Here is a 17,280-nt window from a genome sequence, read left to right as displayed (position 1 = left end):
TAGTTCCCTTTCTATTCTCGATCTATACGAGCAGCATTGCATCGCCGAAGCTGAAGAAACGATAACGTTCTTCCACTGCGGTCCGGTAAGCATCCAAGATGAAGTCCCGGCCGGCAAAGGCGCTGACTAGCATGATTAGTGTTGATTTTGGCAAGTGGAAATTGGTGATCAAGCCATCGATGGCACGATATGTGAATCCCGGGTAAATGAAAATATCGGTCCAGCCGCTCGCTGCCACGAATTTTCCGTCATGGTCACGTGCGATTGTTTCCAATGTACGCGTCGAAGTCGTACCCACGGAAATGATCCGTCCCCCGCCTTCGCGAATCCGCGTCAGCTGATCTGCTGTTTCCTGGGACATTTGATAAAACTCAGCGTGCATTTCATGCTCTTCGATCGATTCCACACTGACAGGACGGAACGTACCCAATCCAACGTGAAGTGTGATGAAGGCAATCTCGACACCTTTTTCTTGGAGGCTATGAAGCAGCTCCTTCGTAAAGTGCAATCCAGCTGTCGGTGCAGCAGCCGACCCTTGTTCTTTTGCATAAACAGTCTGATAGCGTTCCTGATCAGGCAACTGTTCCTTGATATAAGGCGGCAAAGGCATTTCACCAAGCTGTTCCAGCACTTCATAGAAGATGCCATCATAACGGAACTCTACAATCCGACCGCCATGCTCAAGTAATTCCGTACATACAGCTGTCAGTTTCCCGTCACCGAAGCTAAGCTCGGTACCGACTTTGACTTTCTTGGCTGGCTTGACCAAAACTTCCCAGCTGTCACCCGCCACTTGCTTCAATAAGAGAATCTCCACTTTGGCCTGTGTGTCCTGCTTGATACCATACAACCGTGCCGGAAGCACTCGTGTATCATTCAGTACAAGACAGTCCCCAGGCTTCAGATAGTCACCTATATCTGCAAAATGTCGGTGTTCCATAGTCTTATCTTCTTTATTCAGAACAAGCAGCCTGGACGCTGTCCGGTCTTGAAGCGGCGTCTGGGCAATCAGTTCTTCTGGTAAATGAAAATCATAATCCTGTATATCCATAGCTGTTAACTCCTAGTCTGTATCAGCGAAATTTGTTGAATAGGAACATGATGAGCGACAATACGATACTCACGACGATCGATGTCACGATCGGAAAGTAAACTGTCGTGTTCCCCTTCTTGAAAACGATATCCCCCGGCAATTTGCCAATGAACGACATGATGATGCCGATCACAATACATACAACGCCTATAAGAATAAAGATTTTTCCAATCCCGGTCAAGTGCCTGGCATCTCCCGTTTGAAATGCTCATACGCAAGCGGCGTCACAATCCTGCCGCGCGGCGTCCGCTGTATGAACCCGATCTGCAGCAGATAAGGCTCATACACATCCTCGATCGTCTGTGATTCTTCCCCGATCGTTGCACTGATTGTATCAAGTCCTACCGGTCCTCCGCGGAAATGGTCCATGATCGTCGTAAGGAGCTTATGATCGATATGATCAAGCCCTTTTTCATCGACTTGCAGCTGATTGAGCGCATCATGGGTTGTTTTCTGGGTGATATATGCTTCACCTTTGACTTGGGAAATATCACGTACCCGTTTCAGGAGGCGATTGGCTATCCGCGGTGTTCCCCTCGAACGCAAAGCTACCTCATTGGCTGCTGACGATTCGATCTCGACATCGAAAATGACAGCTGTCCGCTCGACGATACTAGCCAAATCCTTTGTATTATAAAATTCAAGGCGGCTCAGGACGCCAAAACGATCTCGCAGCGGAGCAGACAATAATCCCGCTCTCGTCGTTGCCCCGACAAGCGTGAATGGCGGCAGATCGAGACGGACGCTGCGTGCGCTTGGTCCGGTTCCGATGACGATATCCAGGAAGAAATCTTCCATCGCGGGATATAGTATCTCCTCGACAGCACGAGGCAAGCGATGGATTTCATCGATGAAAAGCACATCCCCTGCTTCCAGTGAGCTCAGGATCGCTGCCAGGTCCCCTGCTTTCTCGATCGCCGGACCGCTTGTTGCCCGGAACTGCACTCCCATCTCATTGGCAATGATCGAAGCCATCGTCGTTTTCCCCAAACCAGGAGGTCCGTAAAGCAGTACATGGTCAAGTGGTTCATCCCGCATCTTTGCAGCTTCGATGAAGATTGCCAGATTCTCCTTCGCTTTATGCTGACCGATGTATTGCTTCAGTGTATTCGGGCGCAAGCTGAGCTCGATCACTTCGTCTTCTTGCTTCAATTCGTTCGTAATCATGCGATCTTCCATCTTCGCACTCCTTTATTTCTTTTGACTTAATAAAGCCAAACCTTTCTTGATCAGCTGGTCGGCACTGTCACTGTTTTCCTTCTTAAGCTGCGGCAATATAGCCTTGATTTCGCGCTCCTGATATCCGAGGGCACGCATCGCATCTTCTGCATCCTCCAGAGCAATACGTTTTTTCGCTGTATTGCTCTCTGTGCCCGCAGATGCCTCGATCGCAGTAAGTGACACCATATAAACGAGTTTCCCTTTCAAGTCCAGCACCATCTGCCGTGCCGTTTTCTTCCCTACACCTTGGAAGCTTGTCAGGAACTTATCATCCTCGCGCTCGATCGCAGCCACAAATTCTTCGACGTTGACTCCTGCAAGGATCTGCAAGGCATTCTTAGGTCCTATCCCTGATACTCCGAGAAGTTTTTGGAATAAAAATTTGTCTTCTGTATTTTTAAACCCGAATAACGTCTGCGCATCCTCCCGCACATAATGATATGTATGGACAAGCGCCTCCTTGCCTTCTTCCATTTGGAATTGGAAAGGATTCGGGCAAATGATTTCATATCCGATACCGTGTGCTTCCACAAGCACCGCTTCGTCTGTAATGCCGGTTATCTTACCTTTTACGTACGCTATCATGCTATTTCTCTCCTACCTGAATCAGTAACTTCCTCCTATTTTACCACACAAGCGTATGTTCGTATAAGGTAAAAGGTGAAAAACAGGAAAAGGACCTCCCTCACATGAGGGATGATCCTTTTAGCCTGGAAGCGGTGCTATATCGTCTTTGGAGCGGAATGCTTCGAGGACATCTTCATAAACTTCCCTCGATTGAATCTTGATTCCTTCTTCGAGTTTTTCCGCCTGATGACTTTCCAGCTTGCCTTTATTTATTTGATAGAACGATTGAATTGCCTGCTGATCGATCGGCCGGCCTTCAAAGATAGTAAGCTTTCCTTTATATATGCCGAAATAGCCATTTTTTTTCAACTCAGGCGAAATATCCATCACATCCTGTTTGAAAACAACGAGTCCTTCTTTTTGGGAAACCAATTGCCAATCATGATATGTCGACCAGAAATCCTCCATCGCGTAGATTTTCTCCTGATGGGAAACTTCAGTTTGCTTGCCATCCATATAATGACGCTGCAAGACGACCTTCACTTCTACAGGATCCGCTGCTTCCACTGTCAAACTAGGAATAACCAAAAGGAAAAGCATGCAAGAGACCAAGAAACGCCTCATGACTTTCCACCCCTCTTCCACTTCTTTACCTTCATTTTTTCCTACTCAATGTAATTTATCCGACATTTTTCAAAAAAAATTCAAAAAGACCGACACTTTTTAGGTTTTAATTTCGATTATATGTGGTAAAGGTATTGAAAAGTTAAAGATAAAGGCGGGATAAAGATGAGAAACGATACGCAGCAAAAGTACCTCCACTACGTGGAAGCGAAAAGCGAAGCAAATATGGCGAGCGTTTTCTCAGAAGAAAAAGCGACTCTGATACTTAGAAATCACATACAGCACGCCGGATTATCCAGAGCAGAAGTACTGGCTATGGAAGATAAGTATCAGCAGGATATGCATCGTATTTTTGAGGAACATGGAATATTATAAATGAAAGCCCCTTCAGGAAGAAGGGGCTTTTTTGTTTATTTATTGTCTTGATCGTCGCCCGGCAGATCCTGGGCAGGAGATGGTTCATAGAAATCGGACAATGGCGGCTGCACGCCGTACGGGTCCCTGAAATCCCCTTGTGGTGACTGTGGTTCTGAGTAGAGCGGAGCTGCTGGGAAAGGTATATTTGGCCCGCAGCAGGAACGCATCGGTGTTTGCGGATAAGAATATGGCTGCGCCTGATTTGGCTGTGGGCCTTGCATCTGCTGCCCTGGCTGCATTCCCTGCATGTTCCAATCGCCTTGCATCTGCTGACCTGGCTGCATTCCCTGCATGTTCCAATCGCCTTGCATCTGCTGACCTGGCTGCATTCCCTGTGTGTTCCAATCGCCTTGCATCTGCTGACCCGGCTGCATTCCCTGTGTGTTCCAATCGCCTTGCATCTGCTGACCCGGCTGCATTCCCTGTGTGTTCCAATCGCCTTGCATCTGCTGTCCTGGCTGCATTCCCTGCATGTTCCAGTCTCCTTGCATTGGCTGACCCGGCTGCATTCCTTGTGTATTCCAATCGCCTTGCATCTGCTGTCCTGGCTGCATTCCCTGCATGTTCCAGTTAGCATGCTGTCCAGTTCCTCCGTGCATTGGCATACCAGCATGCGGCTGCTGAATCAACCAGCTTCCGCCTTGCATTGGCTGCTGCCATGCACCTTGCTGCTCAGGATAAGTTGGATATCCTTGCATCTGCTGACCATGAGGCTGAACCAATTGCTGTGTAGGCATGGGGCCCACGTAAGCTTGCTGCTGCGGCATAGCAGGAAGAGCATTTCCTGCCTGGTTCGGCATCGTGATTTGCGGCATTTGAGGCATGATAGGATATGGCGCAGCCGACATATCGTCTTCTTGGATAACTTGGTTACCATGGAATGTTGGAGCTGGGGTCTGCTGCCCTGGGCTTGCAGGTGCGTTTCCGCCAGCTTCCGAGCGAACAGCAGCTTCCTTGGCCGCTGGTTTGACTAGCGTTGGTATCTTCAGTTTCATCCCCGGGACTGCAAGCTCCGGCTCACGGATATGACCATTCAGGTTGCGTAATTCATCAAAACTGACACCATATTTTTTAGCAATACTCCACATCGTGTCACCTTTTTGTACGATATGAATCTTCAAATCTGAAACTCCCCTTTCTAAATTGACGCATTACTTCACCATCTTATGCATCACATTCAAAAAGGTTGAAATAGAAAAAGCCGGCACGTCATAAATTCGCGCCGGCTTTTTTCCTATATTGGTGTATCGGATAGCTTCCAAGTACGGTAAGACTGCAGCCTAATGCTTCCAGTTCCTGCTGTACGCCTTGGAAAAGGATGTCATCTGCTTCACACATCACATCCATGATGAAGAAATAATTTCCAAGCCCAGTCTTCATCGGTCTGGACTCGATTTTGGACATATTGATCTTCCGCCATGCAAAAGCTGCCAAAACCTGATGCAGCGCACCTGCGTAATCCCTAGGAAGGGTCACGTATAAAGACGTCTTCCTTTCCCTATCGGACCCAATTGCATCAGGTATCTCCGCATCAGGATTTGCCAATACGAAGAATCGAGTATGATTATTGCTATAATCATGAATATCTTCCTGCAATATTGTCAGACCGAACTCCTTGGCTGCCAGTTCATTACCTATAGCAGCCACAGGTTCTTCCAATCCAGCGACCATCTCAGCAGCAGAACCAGTGGAAGCAGCAGCATGGGCAGCTGCTTGCGGCAGCTGCGTATGAAGGAAGTGATGACACTGCGCAATGGCATGACTATGTGAATGAACTGCTTCTATTTCATGTAACGCAAGCTTTCTCTTTGCCAGTAAATGCTGCCTGATCGGAATGACAATCTCCCCGATGATCGGCAGTTTCACTTGATGAATCAAATAGTCCATTGTAATCGGCACAGTGCCTTCTATCGTATTTTCGACCGGCACGACACAATAGTCACATTCCCTGGTTGCGACGGCATCCATGCATTGCGGGATTGTTGCATAACTGCGTGTTGCTTCCCCGGGAAACAAGGCGTCCACTGCCATTTTCGTGAATGTTCCCTTTGGTCCTAGATAACTGATCTTCATCTTCATCTGCTCCCTTGCCTAAGCTTCCGAACTTAAAATCTCCACTTTATCCACATAATCCAATGCCCGAAGTTCATCCAGCAATGACTGGATATCGGTATGCATGCCAGATGTATTCAATGAAATGGTCACATTGGCTTTCCCCTGCAAAGGAATCGTCTGGTGTATCGTCAGGATATTGCCTCCTGATCTCGCTACAATCGCCAACAGCTCCGAAAGCGTCCCTGTCCGATCCTCCAGATGGAAGAATAATGTGATCATCCGCTGTTTTACCATGGCACGGAAAGGAAATACTGCATCCCGATATTTATAAAACACACTGCGGGAAAGATCCACCTGCTGCACCGCATCGAAAACCGACGCAACTTTGTTACGCTCCAGCAGTTCCTTTGCCTGCAACGTTTTTTTCATCGATTCCGGCAGTACATCGCTGCGAACAAGATAAAATTGTTCTTCTTTCTCTGCCACTGCTTTCCCCACCTTAGCTCACACAAAATCAATCGATAAATTCGAATTCCAATTCCAATAGACGGATGATGTCGCCGTCTTTAGCTCCGCGCTTACGCAATGCTTCATCTACGCCCATTGCACGCATCTGCCTGGAGAAACGTCTGGCTGCTTCATCTCGGTTGAAATCTGTCATCTTGAACAGCTTCTCGATCGGTTCTCCATACAAAACATAAGCTCCGTCTGGGTCGCGTGTGATTTCGAATGGCTTCTCTGATTCCTCGAATCGATAAACGACACGCTCCGTCTGGTCCTCGATTTGCTTTTCGACTTTTGGAATCTCATCCAGTTTGTCTGCGATAGCATAAAGCACATCTTGAAGTCCGTCTCGCGTGATTGCTGAAATCGGGAAAACTTGAATATCTTCTGGTATCTTTTCTTTGAAGACAACCAAGTTTTCTTCCGATTCCGGAATATCCATCTTGTTGGCGATGATGATTTGCGGACGAGTTGTCAAATCCTCGTTATACTGCGCTAGTTCTTTGTTGATCGTCACATAATCATCGTACGGGTCGCGGCCTTCTGTCGATGCCATATCAATGACATGAACGATGACACGAGTCCGCTCCACATGACGCAGGAACTGATGGCCAAGCCCGATTCCTTCATGCGCACCCTCAATCAAACCTGGCAAGTCGGCAAGCACGAAACTGCGCTGATCTTTTGTTTCGACAACGCCAAGATTCGGTGCCAGCGTCGTAAAATGATAATCCGCGATTTTCGGTTTGGCTGCACTCACAACAGAGATGAATGTGGATTTCCCTACACTCGGGAAGCCGACAAGCCCTACATCAGCGATCAACTTCAATTCAATCTGCAAATTACGCTCCACACCCGGCTCGCCATTTTCAGCAAAGTCAGGAGCTGGGTTGCGCGGTGTTGCAAATCGGGAGTTCCCGCGACCTCCGCGGCCGCCTTTTGCAATGACTGCTTCTTGTTCATGTTTCGTCAAATCCGCAATCACTTCACCTGTATCTTCATCCCGGACAAGCGTACCTGGTGGTACTGGCAAGATGAGCGGCTCTGAATTCTTACCGTGCTGCCCTTTACTCATTCCGTTTTCACCGCGCTTCGCTTTGAAATGGCGCTGATAACGGAAATCCATCAATGTGTTCAATCCTTCGTCAACCTTGAAAATGACATCTCCGCCATTCCCTCCGTCTCCGCCTGCCGGTCCGCCAAGCGGAACATACTTTTCTCTGCGGTATGCTACAAGACCATTACCGCCGTCACCTGCTTTTACAAATACCTTGACCTGATCTACAAACATCGTTTCACCTCATAAATTACACGCCAGTACAATGGTACAGCGTGATTTCTTCTCTGGTAATGATTCAATCCTTACTTCCAACACACAATCTTTCTGGCCTATCATCTGGAGACTATCCCAGCCTGTGAATTCCCCTGCGAATGACAGTTCGATGATCGGTTCGTTTTCCCGTGTTTTGACATGCAGCAATCCTTCATACAATTCCATCTCTTGCGTACTTTCACTTAACGCATCCACTACTGCTTCTAAGTTTTCTCGAATCTTCTTGTCGTATTCCCAAATCTTCGGTATAGGCTCGTCCACTTGGAATTTAATCCGGAATTGCGAATAAGTCCAATTGAAGGAAAGTATCCAGATCAACGTTTCCGGGATATTCAAATTGGAGAGCTTCCGTTCCTCGTCAGCCAAATGGATGGCTTCCTCGATTTTTTCCTGTACCTTTTCATCCTTACCTAATTTGGAATAGCTATGTAGGAGTTGGAGCCGATTCATCCATTCATGGCGAGTATATCCTAACAGCGTCATCACTTCATGGTATTCCAACTGTATTCCTCCTTTACGAAGAAGCAGTCGAGAGGGCAACCTCTTCTTCATCAACAATATGTGGTGCAATCAGATGTGGGTTAGAAAAAAAGACCCTAACCCGAAGGCTAGAGTCTCTCTCCAAGAATTAAGCTTCTTGAGCTACCGGATATACGCTGACCTTCTTACGGTTACGGCCATAGCGCTCGAATTTAACAACACCATCGATCTTAGAGAACAATGTGTCGTCTCCTCCTTTTCCAACGTTTGTTCCTGGGTAGATTTTCGTACCGCGTTGACGGTAAAGAATGGATCCGCCAGTTACAAACTGACCATCAGCGCGTTTTGCGCCAAGGCGTTTGGATTCAGAGTCACGTCCGTTTTTGGAGCTACCAACACCCTTTTTGGATGCGAAAAACTGCAAATCTAAACGTAGCATAGTGGTGCACCTCCTTAATGTTCGATGATTCTTATATGCTCCCCATAGTCCTGTTCAATCGTTTGGAGCGAGACGAGCATACCTTCCAGCAGAAGAGATGCTTTATCAAGCTGCTCCTCGGACAATTGATCGGGAAGTACCACTTTGAGATACCCACCGTCGCCGCCCTGCTCTACCTCTGGTTCAAACTCACCGAGAACGAAAAGGCCGTTCACCGCACCGAAGCTGACTGCCGAAACAGCTGCACACACAAGATCATAGCCATATGGGCCGCTCTCCGCATGTCCGCTCAGCTCAAAGCTGTGAATATCCTCATTCGCACGGTTTATTGTAACAGTAATCATGGTTCGCCTTACGCGTTAATTTTGCCGATTGTCAATTTAGTGTAAGGTTGACGATGGCCTTGTTTGCGTTTGTAGTTTTTCTTCGCTTTAAATTTGATCACGTTGATCTTTTTAGCGCGGCCTTGCTTCTCAACAGTTGCAGTAACCGTCGCACCTTCAACGAATGGAGCACCGATTTTAACATCGTCGCCACCAACTACCAATACTTTGTCAAAAGTAACTTCCGCACCATTTTCTCCGTCCAATTTCTCAACGTAGATAGTTTGTCCTTCTGTTACTTTAACTTGTTTTCCACCAGTTTCAATAATTGCGTACATGTAACGCACCTCCTCTTAAACTCAGACTCGCCATCACAGGCGCCGTAGGCTTGTAACCTGATCTGCGCGGTTGTAGCACGGGTGCTAACCTCGTGTAACATATTGATGTTATCATATATCAAAAAAGATTGTCAAGACAATCCAGACCATCTCTTTTCACTATATCCCAATCTACCTCTGTTAGGGCAAGTTCCTCTGCAGCTGTGTACCTGACATATACGCCTGGATAAGCGGGATTGTTGTTTGTCAGCTTAACAAACTGCTCGATATGTTCTTTACGGCCCGAAAGCATGTAAGTCCTGTCTGCAGACAAGCTGCTCATTTCCCGTTCCAGCTGGAAGCATAATGTTTCGAGGGATAATTTCCTGCTGACAGGTGCTTGCAGCTGTTCCATCAGTGACGGTCGTTCCCGTTTGCGTGACATTTCCAGTATACCAAGTTTTGTAAATCCATGAATTTCCGTCCGCTGCGTGTCGCTTAGAAGTGCTTGGCGGAATGTTTGCAAAACGGCTCGCTGCTGATCTGGCCGTTTCATGGACACAAAGTCGATCAGGATGATGCCAGCCAGATTGCGCAGCCGAATTTCCCGGGCAATAGCTTTTGCAGCCAATTGATTGACCATGACCGCAGTTTGTTGCTTATCCGAATGTCCAGCATAGCCCGCACTGTTCACATCGATCACAGTCAGCGCTTCGGTTTGGTCGATATGTAATGTGATTCCCCTGTCAATTTTCATAACTGGTGCAATCAGCTGTGCCCATAGTGTCGATAACGGCTGTGGAAGAAGACTATCAACATCTTTTTCCCATCTGACTTTCTCCGCCAAATCCGGAAACTGCTGGCGAAGCTGTTTCGATTGGAAGCCGTCATCCACTATGATTTCATTGATTGTGTCTGCAGTAAAACGTCGGAACAACTGATTCGGAATGAGGGCATCGCGGAAAACCTCCACTGGCGCAGCTGTTGCATCCGCCGATAAAGCTTCCCATTTACCGCGCAGCCGCACAAGTTCTGCTGTCAGGTCTTCTGCCGAAAACTTATCTGCTTCCGTTCGGACGATGACACCTTCTTTGTCCTTTAGACGTTCAGACATCCGTTTTTTCCACTCTTCGGCACGTTCTTCTGGTATTTTCTTTGAAACGGCCACATAGTTGCCATTCGGCAAATAAACAAGCGCCTGGCCCGGAATGGTGATGATGGCTGTGAGCTTTGCTCCTTTGTTGGCATATGCATCTTTTTGCACCTGCACAAAAAGGCTCTGCCCCTCCTTGATTGCCTGTTCGATGCGAAGTGCGGGATCTTGTTTGCAGGCTGTGATCTCCTGACGCTGCAAAAACCCTTGACGCTCTTCCCCGAAATCCACAAATGCAGCCTGCAGTCCCTGATCAACATGGCGGACTACACCTTTATAAATGTTCCCCACTTTTGAATCCATTCCCGGACGGTCGAGAAAGACCTCTTGCACTTGCCCTTTTTTTGCAGTCAAAGCTATTTTTTCTGTTCCTTTAGTCAAAATATATAATGATAGCATCGTTTTCCTCACTGTCTGTTTTGCTGCAGTATATCTCCTATTTTACAATGTGCCTGTTTTCTTTTGAAATACATATCGCTGCATTCTTGTTCATCCAATATTGCATTCTTTTCTTTCACAACAATTAAATGGCGTCTATTTCTGCGGTATTGCGAGAGAACATCCAAAAGAGTTGTCTCCGAAACAGCAAAAATCGGCGTGCTGATTCTGCTGGTCGGTCCATTTGCCGTACGCTGCAGCAGGAAACGCAGAAACACATAATAGCGTCGTTTCCATTCTAGCCGATTTTCCCACATTAGAAAACAAAGAAGGCTGACCGTACTCAAAGTAAAAGGCATGGCTGTGCATACATATACCAGCGCTGCCCCCCCAATCATCCAGCTGATAAGGATAGTGATGGTGTGCGCCTTCCTGTAGGGAAGCTGCAGGGAAAGCATCAGTCCTAGCAGCTTACCGCCATCAAGCGGCCAGATCGGCAGCAAATTGAACAGCAAGATGGTCGTATTGTACATCAAGGCCGTTTCCAATACAGCTTCAGGTGAGGAAGTTCCGTCAAGAACATAGATAACAATGTATAAAACAAGATGGACTGCAGGCCCGGCCAGTATGACGACCGCTTCTTCCAAAGCACGCCTATTTCCTTGTTCCTCCGTTTCCATCACGCCGCCGAAAACCCATAGCATGATACGGCGAATCCGCCAGCGAAAGTGACGCGCTGCTAAAAAATGCCCCATTTCATGCATGAAGACGATCACAAATAATATCAGGACCTCCATCAGCATCCCGGTCAAGACTGCAAGAAGCAGAAATCCCCAGAATACCGGATGAAGATGAATGGGCGGAAACCAATCAAGGCGCGTCAACTGGTGTCTCCTGGATTGGATTCAAATACTTATTGCCTTGCTGCAGCGCAAAATAGACGGACTGGGCATTCTCTTCATTCGGTACAAACTCACCGATTTTTTCATTGGCACCGATGTGCTGGTATTGATTCACTTCAATGGCATGCAGATGGCCATAAATGCTTTTGCTTTTGTCTGCATGCTGAAGGATGATTGTCTTTCCGGTCTCTTTGTCGTTTCCAGCAAAAATGACGATTCCTTCATCAACAGCCACTACGTCCGATTGCTGCGCCGATTCAATCAAGATACCTTCATTCGATTCGTCAAATGGCTGGACGACAGTCCCATTCACCGGCATCGCCTGCACTTCGGCTGTTCCCGGATCATCTCCCCCAGGACTCAAAGCGACTGGATCTCCGAAGCGTTCCTGGTACCAACTATTTACAGTAGCGAAGGGAAACTCTTCTGTCAGTGTTGTCAGCACAGTACCTTTCGTTTTTTCGATTAGCGGATGATCTGCTTGCAAATAAATAGCTGTACCGAAAAATAAGCTGGCAGAAACAATCAGTCTGAACATGAACTTGGAAGCAAACTTTGAATTATCCCGGGAACTAGGAGGCTCATAATTCGGACTTGGCGGAAAACCATGCGTCTCTTCCTCTCCCACCGTAAAAGAGTTTACTGTATCTGCCATTCCTTTTTGAATTTGTTCCCCTTTCCGACGTTTCCGTTCTGCGATACCTTTTCGCACCGAATGCAAATTCTTCCCCATAAAAACGAACCCCTCTCTTACTCTTTGTACAAGTCTATGAAGCAAGGGGACAAGTTATTAAACTAAGCGAAAAAAGCCTCCCGGCAAGGGAGACTTTCATCACTTCCGTTTAGCAGCCAGCAAAAAGCGATGCTGTCTGACTTCCAGAAATCCGTTTTTTTCGATAAAGCAGTGCAAATCATATAAAGCGTCTCGAAAAGTATCGACTGAGAAATCCGGCACTTGCCAAGGAATTGCTTTCAAATAGTAGACGATCGCTCAGATATCGTAAAAACGCATGATGGGAAATGCTTCTGCATGCTCCATTACCGTTAATTGGGGTAAGAGCTTTTCTGCAGCAGTCTGCAGATTCCAATCTTTATACTCTGCATTTACAGGTCTTTGCAGAAGCTGATTCAATTCCGCACAATCAGTACCGCCCACTTGCTGCGTAAGGAAAATGCCATTTGGTTTCAGCACTCTGCTCACTTCACTTACAGCATAAGACTCATGCTTGTTCAAGACAAGGTCAAACGCATTAGTGGGAAAGGGCAAATGGTCATCCGTTTCCAACTGCTCAACATACACGCCATACGGCTCCAGCTTCTTTCTGGCTACTGGCACATTAGGCAAATATCCTTCTGTAGCCACCGTATATGCTGGCAGCGGGCGCAGTTTGGACAGGAATTCCCCTCCTCCTGTGCCCATATCAAGCAGACTGTCCGCTCCAATAAGATATTCTTGTGCTTTGCTGCCATATGACCAGGGCAATGCTTCATATTGCACACGACCCGTATCTTCTATGAATGAAAAATCCCAGCCGGTGAATGATTTCCCGGCATCCTCTAAAAAATGATTGAATAACTTCATTCTTTCTCCTCCTTTTTACTTGTATGACTATGTTCAAGTAAAACTGGCGGAGAACGTATATTGATCTGGTAACGTTGTTATGGCTGATGCCCTTTATTCATGTAACTTCCTCCTTCCTCCTATGTTCTTCGTCTTATCTCTTTATTACAATGGCAATTTATCGGTTGTCGGTCCTGTTCAGTCTCATCTGATAATAGTTTAATCCCCAAAGCACACTTTTCCTGATTATACCAAAAAAGATCAGCAATATGCTGATCTTCATTGATAATGCATCTTGGGAACCGGCAGCTGCCATTTCCGGTGGAACGAAAAGATGCGAAGAAAAATGATTGCAGCAAAGACGACATAAAGCAAGATTGGATGATCCGCAACTCCAAGACCTATGACAAGTCCAGCTAGTGCTGCCCAGCTTCCATAAATCTCTGCTTTGAATACATAAGGCTTCCTTCCTGCCAGTACATCTCGCAATATGCCGCCCCCGCTTCCAGTGAGGAAAGCTGCAACCATGATGGCAAGCAAGCTATGATCCAAACTGGCCGCATGCAGCGCACCTTGAATCGCAAATGCCGCCAGACCGATTGCATCGGCATATAAACCAGCCTTTTTCCATGAATAACTTACCCATTTAGGGAAGATGAGGATAAAGGTAATCGAGATGAACGATATATAAAATAAAGTCGTTTGGGACCATAAGTAGGAAACCGGCAAGCCGATCAGCAAATTACGGATCGCCCCTCCGCCAAAAGCTGTCACGAATCCTAAAATATAAACACCGAATACATCATATTTCTCGTCCATGGCGACGAGGGCACCGCTGATGGCAAATGCAGCAGTACCGATGATACTGAAAATATCCCAAGTCATGTTGTACATTCCCCTTGTATGTTATGGACAAAAAAACTCGTAACCCTAAACAGAGTTACGAGTTCATTATAAGTTCATTTACTTTTGGAAAAAAGCTTTTTCAATCGGCTGAACATGCCTTTTTCACTTTCAAAACTCATAAGCGGCACGGACTCCCCAAGAATACGTCGTGCAATATTGCGATAAGCAATACTTGCCTTTGTATTCGGGTGGAAAGCGACAGGTTCCCCGTGATTGGAAGCTTTGATGACTTCTTCATCATCCGCCACGATACCAAGCAAATCGATCGACAGCACTTGGACTATTTCGTCCACTTCCAGCATGTCGCCTTCCTGTACCATATGATTGCGGATACGATTGACGATCAATTTAGGCGATTCGATATCCTCTTGCTCCAGCAAGCCGATAATGCGATCTGCATCACGTACACTCGGTTTCTCCGGCGTGGTGACGACAATCGCCTTATCCGCTCCGGCTACGGCGTTTTTATAGCCCTGCTCTATGCCGGCCGGACAGTCGATGATGATGTAATCGAATTCCGGTTTCAGCTCGGCTACGATTTTTTCCATCCCATCAGGTGTCAAGTCCGTTTTATCGCTTGTTTGGGCAGCTGGCAGTAAGTATAGATGATCGAAACGCTTGTCTTTGATCAACGCCTGCTTCAGCGAGCATCTGCCGACAATAACATCGATGATGTCATAAATGATGCGATTTTCAAGCCCCATCACAACATCCAGATTCCGAAGACCGATATCCGTATCAATCAAACAGACTTTTTTCTCCATCAGTGCAAGCGCTGTTCCCAGATTGGCAGAAGTAGTTGTCTTCCCTACTCCCCCCTTACCGGATGTAATAACGATTGCTTCACCCATTTAACATTCTCCTCTCGAAACTGCTGATGCCCGGACGTTTGCGGATCACTGCCTGCAAACGGTCGATGATGATCTTTTTCTGTTCCTCATCGATATGTCCGCATTCCATATAAACACCATCACTCTCATGATCGGGCGCGCGGCTGATATAGTCCGCTATCCGAAGCTGTGTCGGATTCATATAGGAAGCAGCGATGACAGCATCAGCGTTGCCGTCCTTGCCGGCATGCGCAATCCCGAGCAAATTCCCCATGACGAAAATATTCCCGGTAGCCGTCACACAGCCCCCTGGATTCACATCACCAAGCAGCAGCAAATCGCCTTTCACTTCCAGTACCTGACCAGAACGGACGACACGGCTCACAGCCTTCACTTCTGCTTCTTCCTTCCATTCATGTGCCGCTTGTTTCGTTATGACATCAGAATGGATGGATTCAATCCGCAGACGCTGTTTGCTCGTAATCATCTGACGGAGGAGTTCCTCCTGCTCCTTATACAGATATCTGTTGCCTAATTGAATATGTACACCGACTAGATGGTCAGCGGAATCGATTCGATTAGCTGCAAGCTTCTCTTCCAATTCTTTCAGCAATTCCTCGAAAGAGCAGGCATCATCCATATGCAAGGATAACCCTTCCCGGGTACCTTTGATCGTGATGATCTGTTTGTTTCCAATCAAGATGGTCACCTCCGTTCGTCGTCTGATTTTCTTCTTTATAAGCTAGTCGTTCTTCTAAGCTGCGAATCGGACCATTTCTGCAGAGGCTTGTTGAAAATCAGATACAGAATTACAAGCATGATAAGGTTGGCACCAAGCGTCGGCAATAGACGCTGCAGCAAATACGCACCAAAACCAATCGGTGTGATGCCGATAAGATGGTAGATTATATAACCGATGACATCGGCAAAAACGATCGACAGCATTCCGAGCAGCGCAGCCACAAATATATTGCCATGCAGCACTCTGCGAAGTTCCAATATCAAGTAAATACTGAAAGCATATGTGAACATATAAACGCCGAGCATATCCGTATACACGATATCCTTCAGCAAACCGAAGATCAGCGCATATAACAGGCTGTAATACGTGTTATCCAAATCATAAAGCATCGCAATCAATACAAGGAATAAAAGACTCCAATGCGGAATCAGCCATGCGTCACCGCCAATGAACTGCCTGGGCAGCATGGCGGTGGCCACACCCTCAAGTGACACGATAAGTAGCATGATGAGCGGCAGATACAGTTTCTTCATTACAGCCCCTCATCTCCATTGCCGGAAGCGCCATTTTCAGAAGCGGCATCCACGACTATCACCTTACCGATGTCATACAAATCGGCTGATGGCTTCACATGCACTGTTTGGGACAAGCCATATTGGTCCAATTCGACCGAATCCACTTCTCCAATCTCCAGCCCTTCCGGGAATACACCGCCCATACCGGAGGAGGTGACAATCGAGCCTTTTTTGACTTCAAGCTCCGGCTTGACGCCCGTAAACAGCAACATGCCATCTTTCTCGTCATATCCTTCAATCAGGCCGAAAATGGTTTCTTGATCTTTTCCTTCTTTGTTATCCCCACCAGTGATCTGGGCGGAAATTCGATTCGACTCACTGAAACCACTCAGCAACTGTACCGAAGATGTACTGCGGCTGACATCCTCGACCTTGCCGATCATACCGCTGGCAGTCATGACCGCCATATTCGTCTCGATTCCATCATCAGAACCTTTATCGATCGTCAGCTGATCGAACCATCCCTCGGGACTCCTCACGATGACGTCGGCAGGAATCGGATCATAATCCATCGATGTGTATTGATTGAAAGCTTCATTGGATTTCTCCAATTCATCATACTGCTGTTCCAATTCCTGATAACGGAAAAGCAGTCCTTTGTAATCATCCACTTTCGATTTCAACACTTGATTTTCTTCATACGTGTTCTTCAAGTCTTTGATGTTGGTCATAACCGTCGAAGTGAACTGTGCAGGCTTGGAAAAAATGTTCTGCACGAATCCGACGCTGTCACTGAGTATTTGTTCCGGTAACGTCTGGCTGCTCCGATCCCTGATGGAAAAGCCAATCAACCCCACCAGTATGATGATGGCAATCAGGAATAGGAACATCCGTTTTTTCTTAAAGAAATTCATGGTTCA

At 47.0% G+C, this 17,280-nt stretch carries 22 protein-coding genes, 1 pseudogene and 1 other annotated feature; of the genes and pseudogenes, 1 reads left to right on the top strand and 22 read right to left on the bottom strand.

Features of this window, described 5'->3' with window-relative positions:
• Positions 1 to 22: 22 nt before the first annotated feature.
• The 5 genes from queA to SFC66_RS06985 all read right to left on the bottom strand — a co-directional run bounded on the left by queA (position 23) and on the right by SFC66_RS06985 (position 3,505).
• On the bottom strand, positions 23 to 1,051 hold the full coding sequence (gene queA / locus SFC66_RS07005) for a tRNA preQ1(34) S-adenosylmethionine ribosyltransferase-isomerase QueA (RefSeq protein ID WP_411217998.1): 1,029 nt from the start codon (positions 1,049 to 1,051) through the stop codon (positions 23 to 25).
• 22 nt (positions 1,052 to 1,073) lie between these two features.
• On the bottom strand, positions 1,074 to 1,274 hold the full coding sequence (locus tag SFC66_RS07000) for a DUF2905 domain-containing protein (protein WP_411217997.1): 201 nt from the start codon (positions 1,272 to 1,274) through the stop codon (positions 1,074 to 1,076).
• Positions 1,271 to 2,272 carry a Holliday junction branch migration DNA helicase RuvB gene (gene ruvB / locus SFC66_RS06995; RefSeq protein WP_411217996.1) on the bottom strand — a complete coding sequence of 334 codons (1,002 nt, stop codon included), beginning with the start codon at positions 2,270 to 2,272 and terminating at the stop codon, positions 1,271 to 1,273. The genes SFC66_RS07000 and ruvB overlap by 4 nt, the downstream gene beginning before the upstream one ends.
• A gap of 12 nt (positions 2,273 to 2,284) precedes the next feature.
• Positions 2,285 to 2,899: a Holliday junction branch migration protein RuvA gene (gene ruvA / locus SFC66_RS06990; protein ID WP_411217995.1), complete on the bottom strand. Its 615-nt coding sequence runs from the start codon at positions 2,897 to 2,899 to the stop codon at positions 2,285 to 2,287.
• A 120-nt stretch (positions 2,900 to 3,019) separates the two neighbouring features.
• Entirely contained in the window at positions 3,020 to 3,505 is a 486-nt protein-coding gene (locus tag SFC66_RS06985; protein ID WP_411217994.1) for a BofC C-terminal domain-containing protein, read from the bottom strand.
• Positions 3,506 to 3,670: 165 nt separating this feature from the next.
• Between SFC66_RS06985 and SFC66_RS06980 the strand changes: the two genes are divergently transcribed.
• Positions 3,671 to 3,880: a hypothetical protein gene (locus SFC66_RS06980; RefSeq protein ID WP_411217993.1), complete on the top strand. Its 210-nt coding sequence runs from the start codon at positions 3,671 to 3,673 to the stop codon at positions 3,878 to 3,880.
• 35 nt (positions 3,881 to 3,915) lie between these two features.
• On the opposite strand, the gene SFC66_RS06975 is transcribed toward SFC66_RS06980, so the two are convergent.
• The 17 genes and pseudogenes from SFC66_RS06975 to mreC all read right to left on the bottom strand — a co-directional run bounded on the left by SFC66_RS06975 (position 3,916) and on the right by mreC (position 17,274).
• Positions 3,916 to 5,043 carry a LysM peptidoglycan-binding domain-containing protein gene (locus SFC66_RS06975; protein WP_411217992.1) on the bottom strand — a complete coding sequence of 376 codons (1,128 nt, stop codon included), beginning with the start codon at positions 5,041 to 5,043 and terminating at the stop codon, positions 3,916 to 3,918.
• Between the two features lie 88 nt (positions 5,044 to 5,131).
• Positions 5,132 to 6,001: a prephenate dehydratase gene (gene pheA, locus SFC66_RS06970; protein WP_411217991.1), complete on the bottom strand. Its 870-nt coding sequence runs from the start codon at positions 5,999 to 6,001 to the stop codon at positions 5,132 to 5,134.
• A gap of 12 nt (positions 6,002 to 6,013) precedes the next feature.
• Entirely contained in the window at positions 6,014 to 6,463 is a 450-nt protein-coding gene (locus tag SFC66_RS06965) for an ACT domain-containing protein (RefSeq protein WP_411217990.1), read from the bottom strand.
• A gap of 28 nt (positions 6,464 to 6,491) precedes the next feature.
• The gene (obgE, locus tag SFC66_RS06960) at positions 6,492 to 7,772 is read right to left on the bottom strand and encodes a GTPase ObgE (RefSeq protein WP_411217989.1); all 1,281 of its coding nucleotides are present in this window, start codon (positions 7,770 to 7,772) and stop codon (positions 6,492 to 6,494) included.
• Between the two features lie 9 nt (positions 7,773 to 7,781).
• Positions 7,782 to 8,315, bottom strand: a complete 534-nt coding sequence (locus SFC66_RS06955) for a Spo0B domain-containing protein (protein WP_411217988.1) — start codon at positions 8,313 to 8,315, stop codon at positions 7,782 to 7,784.
• A gap of 127 nt (positions 8,316 to 8,442) precedes the next feature.
• Positions 8,443 to 8,733 carry a 50S ribosomal protein L27 gene (rpmA, locus tag SFC66_RS06950; protein WP_038561650.1) on the bottom strand — a complete coding sequence of 97 codons (291 nt, stop codon included), beginning with the start codon at positions 8,731 to 8,733 and terminating at the stop codon, positions 8,443 to 8,445.
• Positions 8,734 to 8,747: 14 nt separating this feature from the next.
• Positions 8,748 to 9,077: a ribosomal-processing cysteine protease Prp gene (locus SFC66_RS06945; protein ID WP_411217987.1), complete on the bottom strand. Its 330-nt coding sequence runs from the start codon at positions 9,075 to 9,077 to the stop codon at positions 8,748 to 8,750.
• Between the two features lie 8 nt (positions 9,078 to 9,085).
• Positions 9,086 to 9,394, bottom strand: a complete 309-nt coding sequence (gene rplU, locus SFC66_RS06940) for a 50S ribosomal protein L21 (protein WP_038561656.1) — start codon at positions 9,392 to 9,394, stop codon at positions 9,086 to 9,088.
• A 13-nt stretch (positions 9,395 to 9,407) separates the two neighbouring features.
• Positions 9,408 to 9,476 (bottom strand) — a sequence feature (ribosomal protein L21 leader region).
• A 36-nt stretch (positions 9,477 to 9,512) separates the two neighbouring features.
• On the bottom strand, positions 9,513 to 10,925 hold the full coding sequence (locus SFC66_RS06935) for a ribonuclease E/G (RefSeq protein ID WP_411217986.1): 1,413 nt from the start codon (positions 10,923 to 10,925) through the stop codon (positions 9,513 to 9,515).
• 8 nt (positions 10,926 to 10,933) lie between these two features.
• Positions 10,934 to 11,788, bottom strand: coding sequence for a M50 family metallopeptidase (locus SFC66_RS06930; RefSeq protein ID WP_411217985.1), 855 nt, complete (start codon positions 11,786 to 11,788; stop codon positions 10,934 to 10,936).
• Positions 11,775 to 12,539 (bottom strand): peptidoglycan DD-metalloendopeptidase family protein, encoded by a 765-nt coding sequence (locus SFC66_RS06925; protein ID WP_411217984.1) that lies wholly within the window; start codon positions 12,537 to 12,539, stop codon positions 11,775 to 11,777. The genes SFC66_RS06930 and SFC66_RS06925 overlap by 14 nt, the downstream gene beginning before the upstream one ends.
• A gap of 99 nt (positions 12,540 to 12,638) precedes the next feature.
• Positions 12,639 to 13,388, bottom strand: a pseudogene (locus tag SFC66_RS06920) (class I SAM-dependent methyltransferase).
• Between the two features lie 258 nt (positions 13,389 to 13,646).
• Entirely contained in the window at positions 13,647 to 14,252 is a 606-nt protein-coding gene (locus tag SFC66_RS06915; RefSeq protein WP_411217983.1) for a trimeric intracellular cation channel family protein, read from the bottom strand.
• 74 nt (positions 14,253 to 14,326) lie between these two features.
• Positions 14,327 to 15,124: a septum site-determining protein MinD gene (gene minD / locus SFC66_RS06910; RefSeq protein ID WP_411217982.1), complete on the bottom strand. Its 798-nt coding sequence runs from the start codon at positions 15,122 to 15,124 to the stop codon at positions 14,327 to 14,329.
• Positions 15,117 to 15,803, bottom strand: a complete 687-nt coding sequence (gene minC / locus SFC66_RS06905; protein ID WP_411217981.1) for a septum site-determining protein MinC — start codon at positions 15,801 to 15,803, stop codon at positions 15,117 to 15,119. Before minC ends, minD begins: the two co-directional genes overlap by 8 nt.
• A 35-nt stretch (positions 15,804 to 15,838) precedes the next feature.
• Entirely contained in the window at positions 15,839 to 16,378 is a 540-nt protein-coding gene (gene mreD / locus SFC66_RS06900) for a rod shape-determining protein MreD (RefSeq protein WP_411217980.1), read from the bottom strand.
• Entirely contained in the window at positions 16,378 to 17,274 is an 897-nt protein-coding gene (mreC, locus tag SFC66_RS06895) for a rod shape-determining protein MreC (protein WP_411217979.1), read from the bottom strand. Before mreC ends, mreD begins: the two co-directional genes overlap by 1 nt.
• Between the last annotated feature and the right edge of the window lie 6 nt (positions 17,275 to 17,280).

The organism is Terribacillus saccharophilus (assembly GCF_046592895.1).
Lineage (GTDB): Bacteria > Bacillota > Bacilli > Bacillales > Amphibacillaceae > Terribacillus > Terribacillus saccharophilus_D.
The sequence above is the reverse complement of the archived record's forward strand: the minus strand, read 5'-3'. Positions and strand labels throughout refer to the sequence as shown.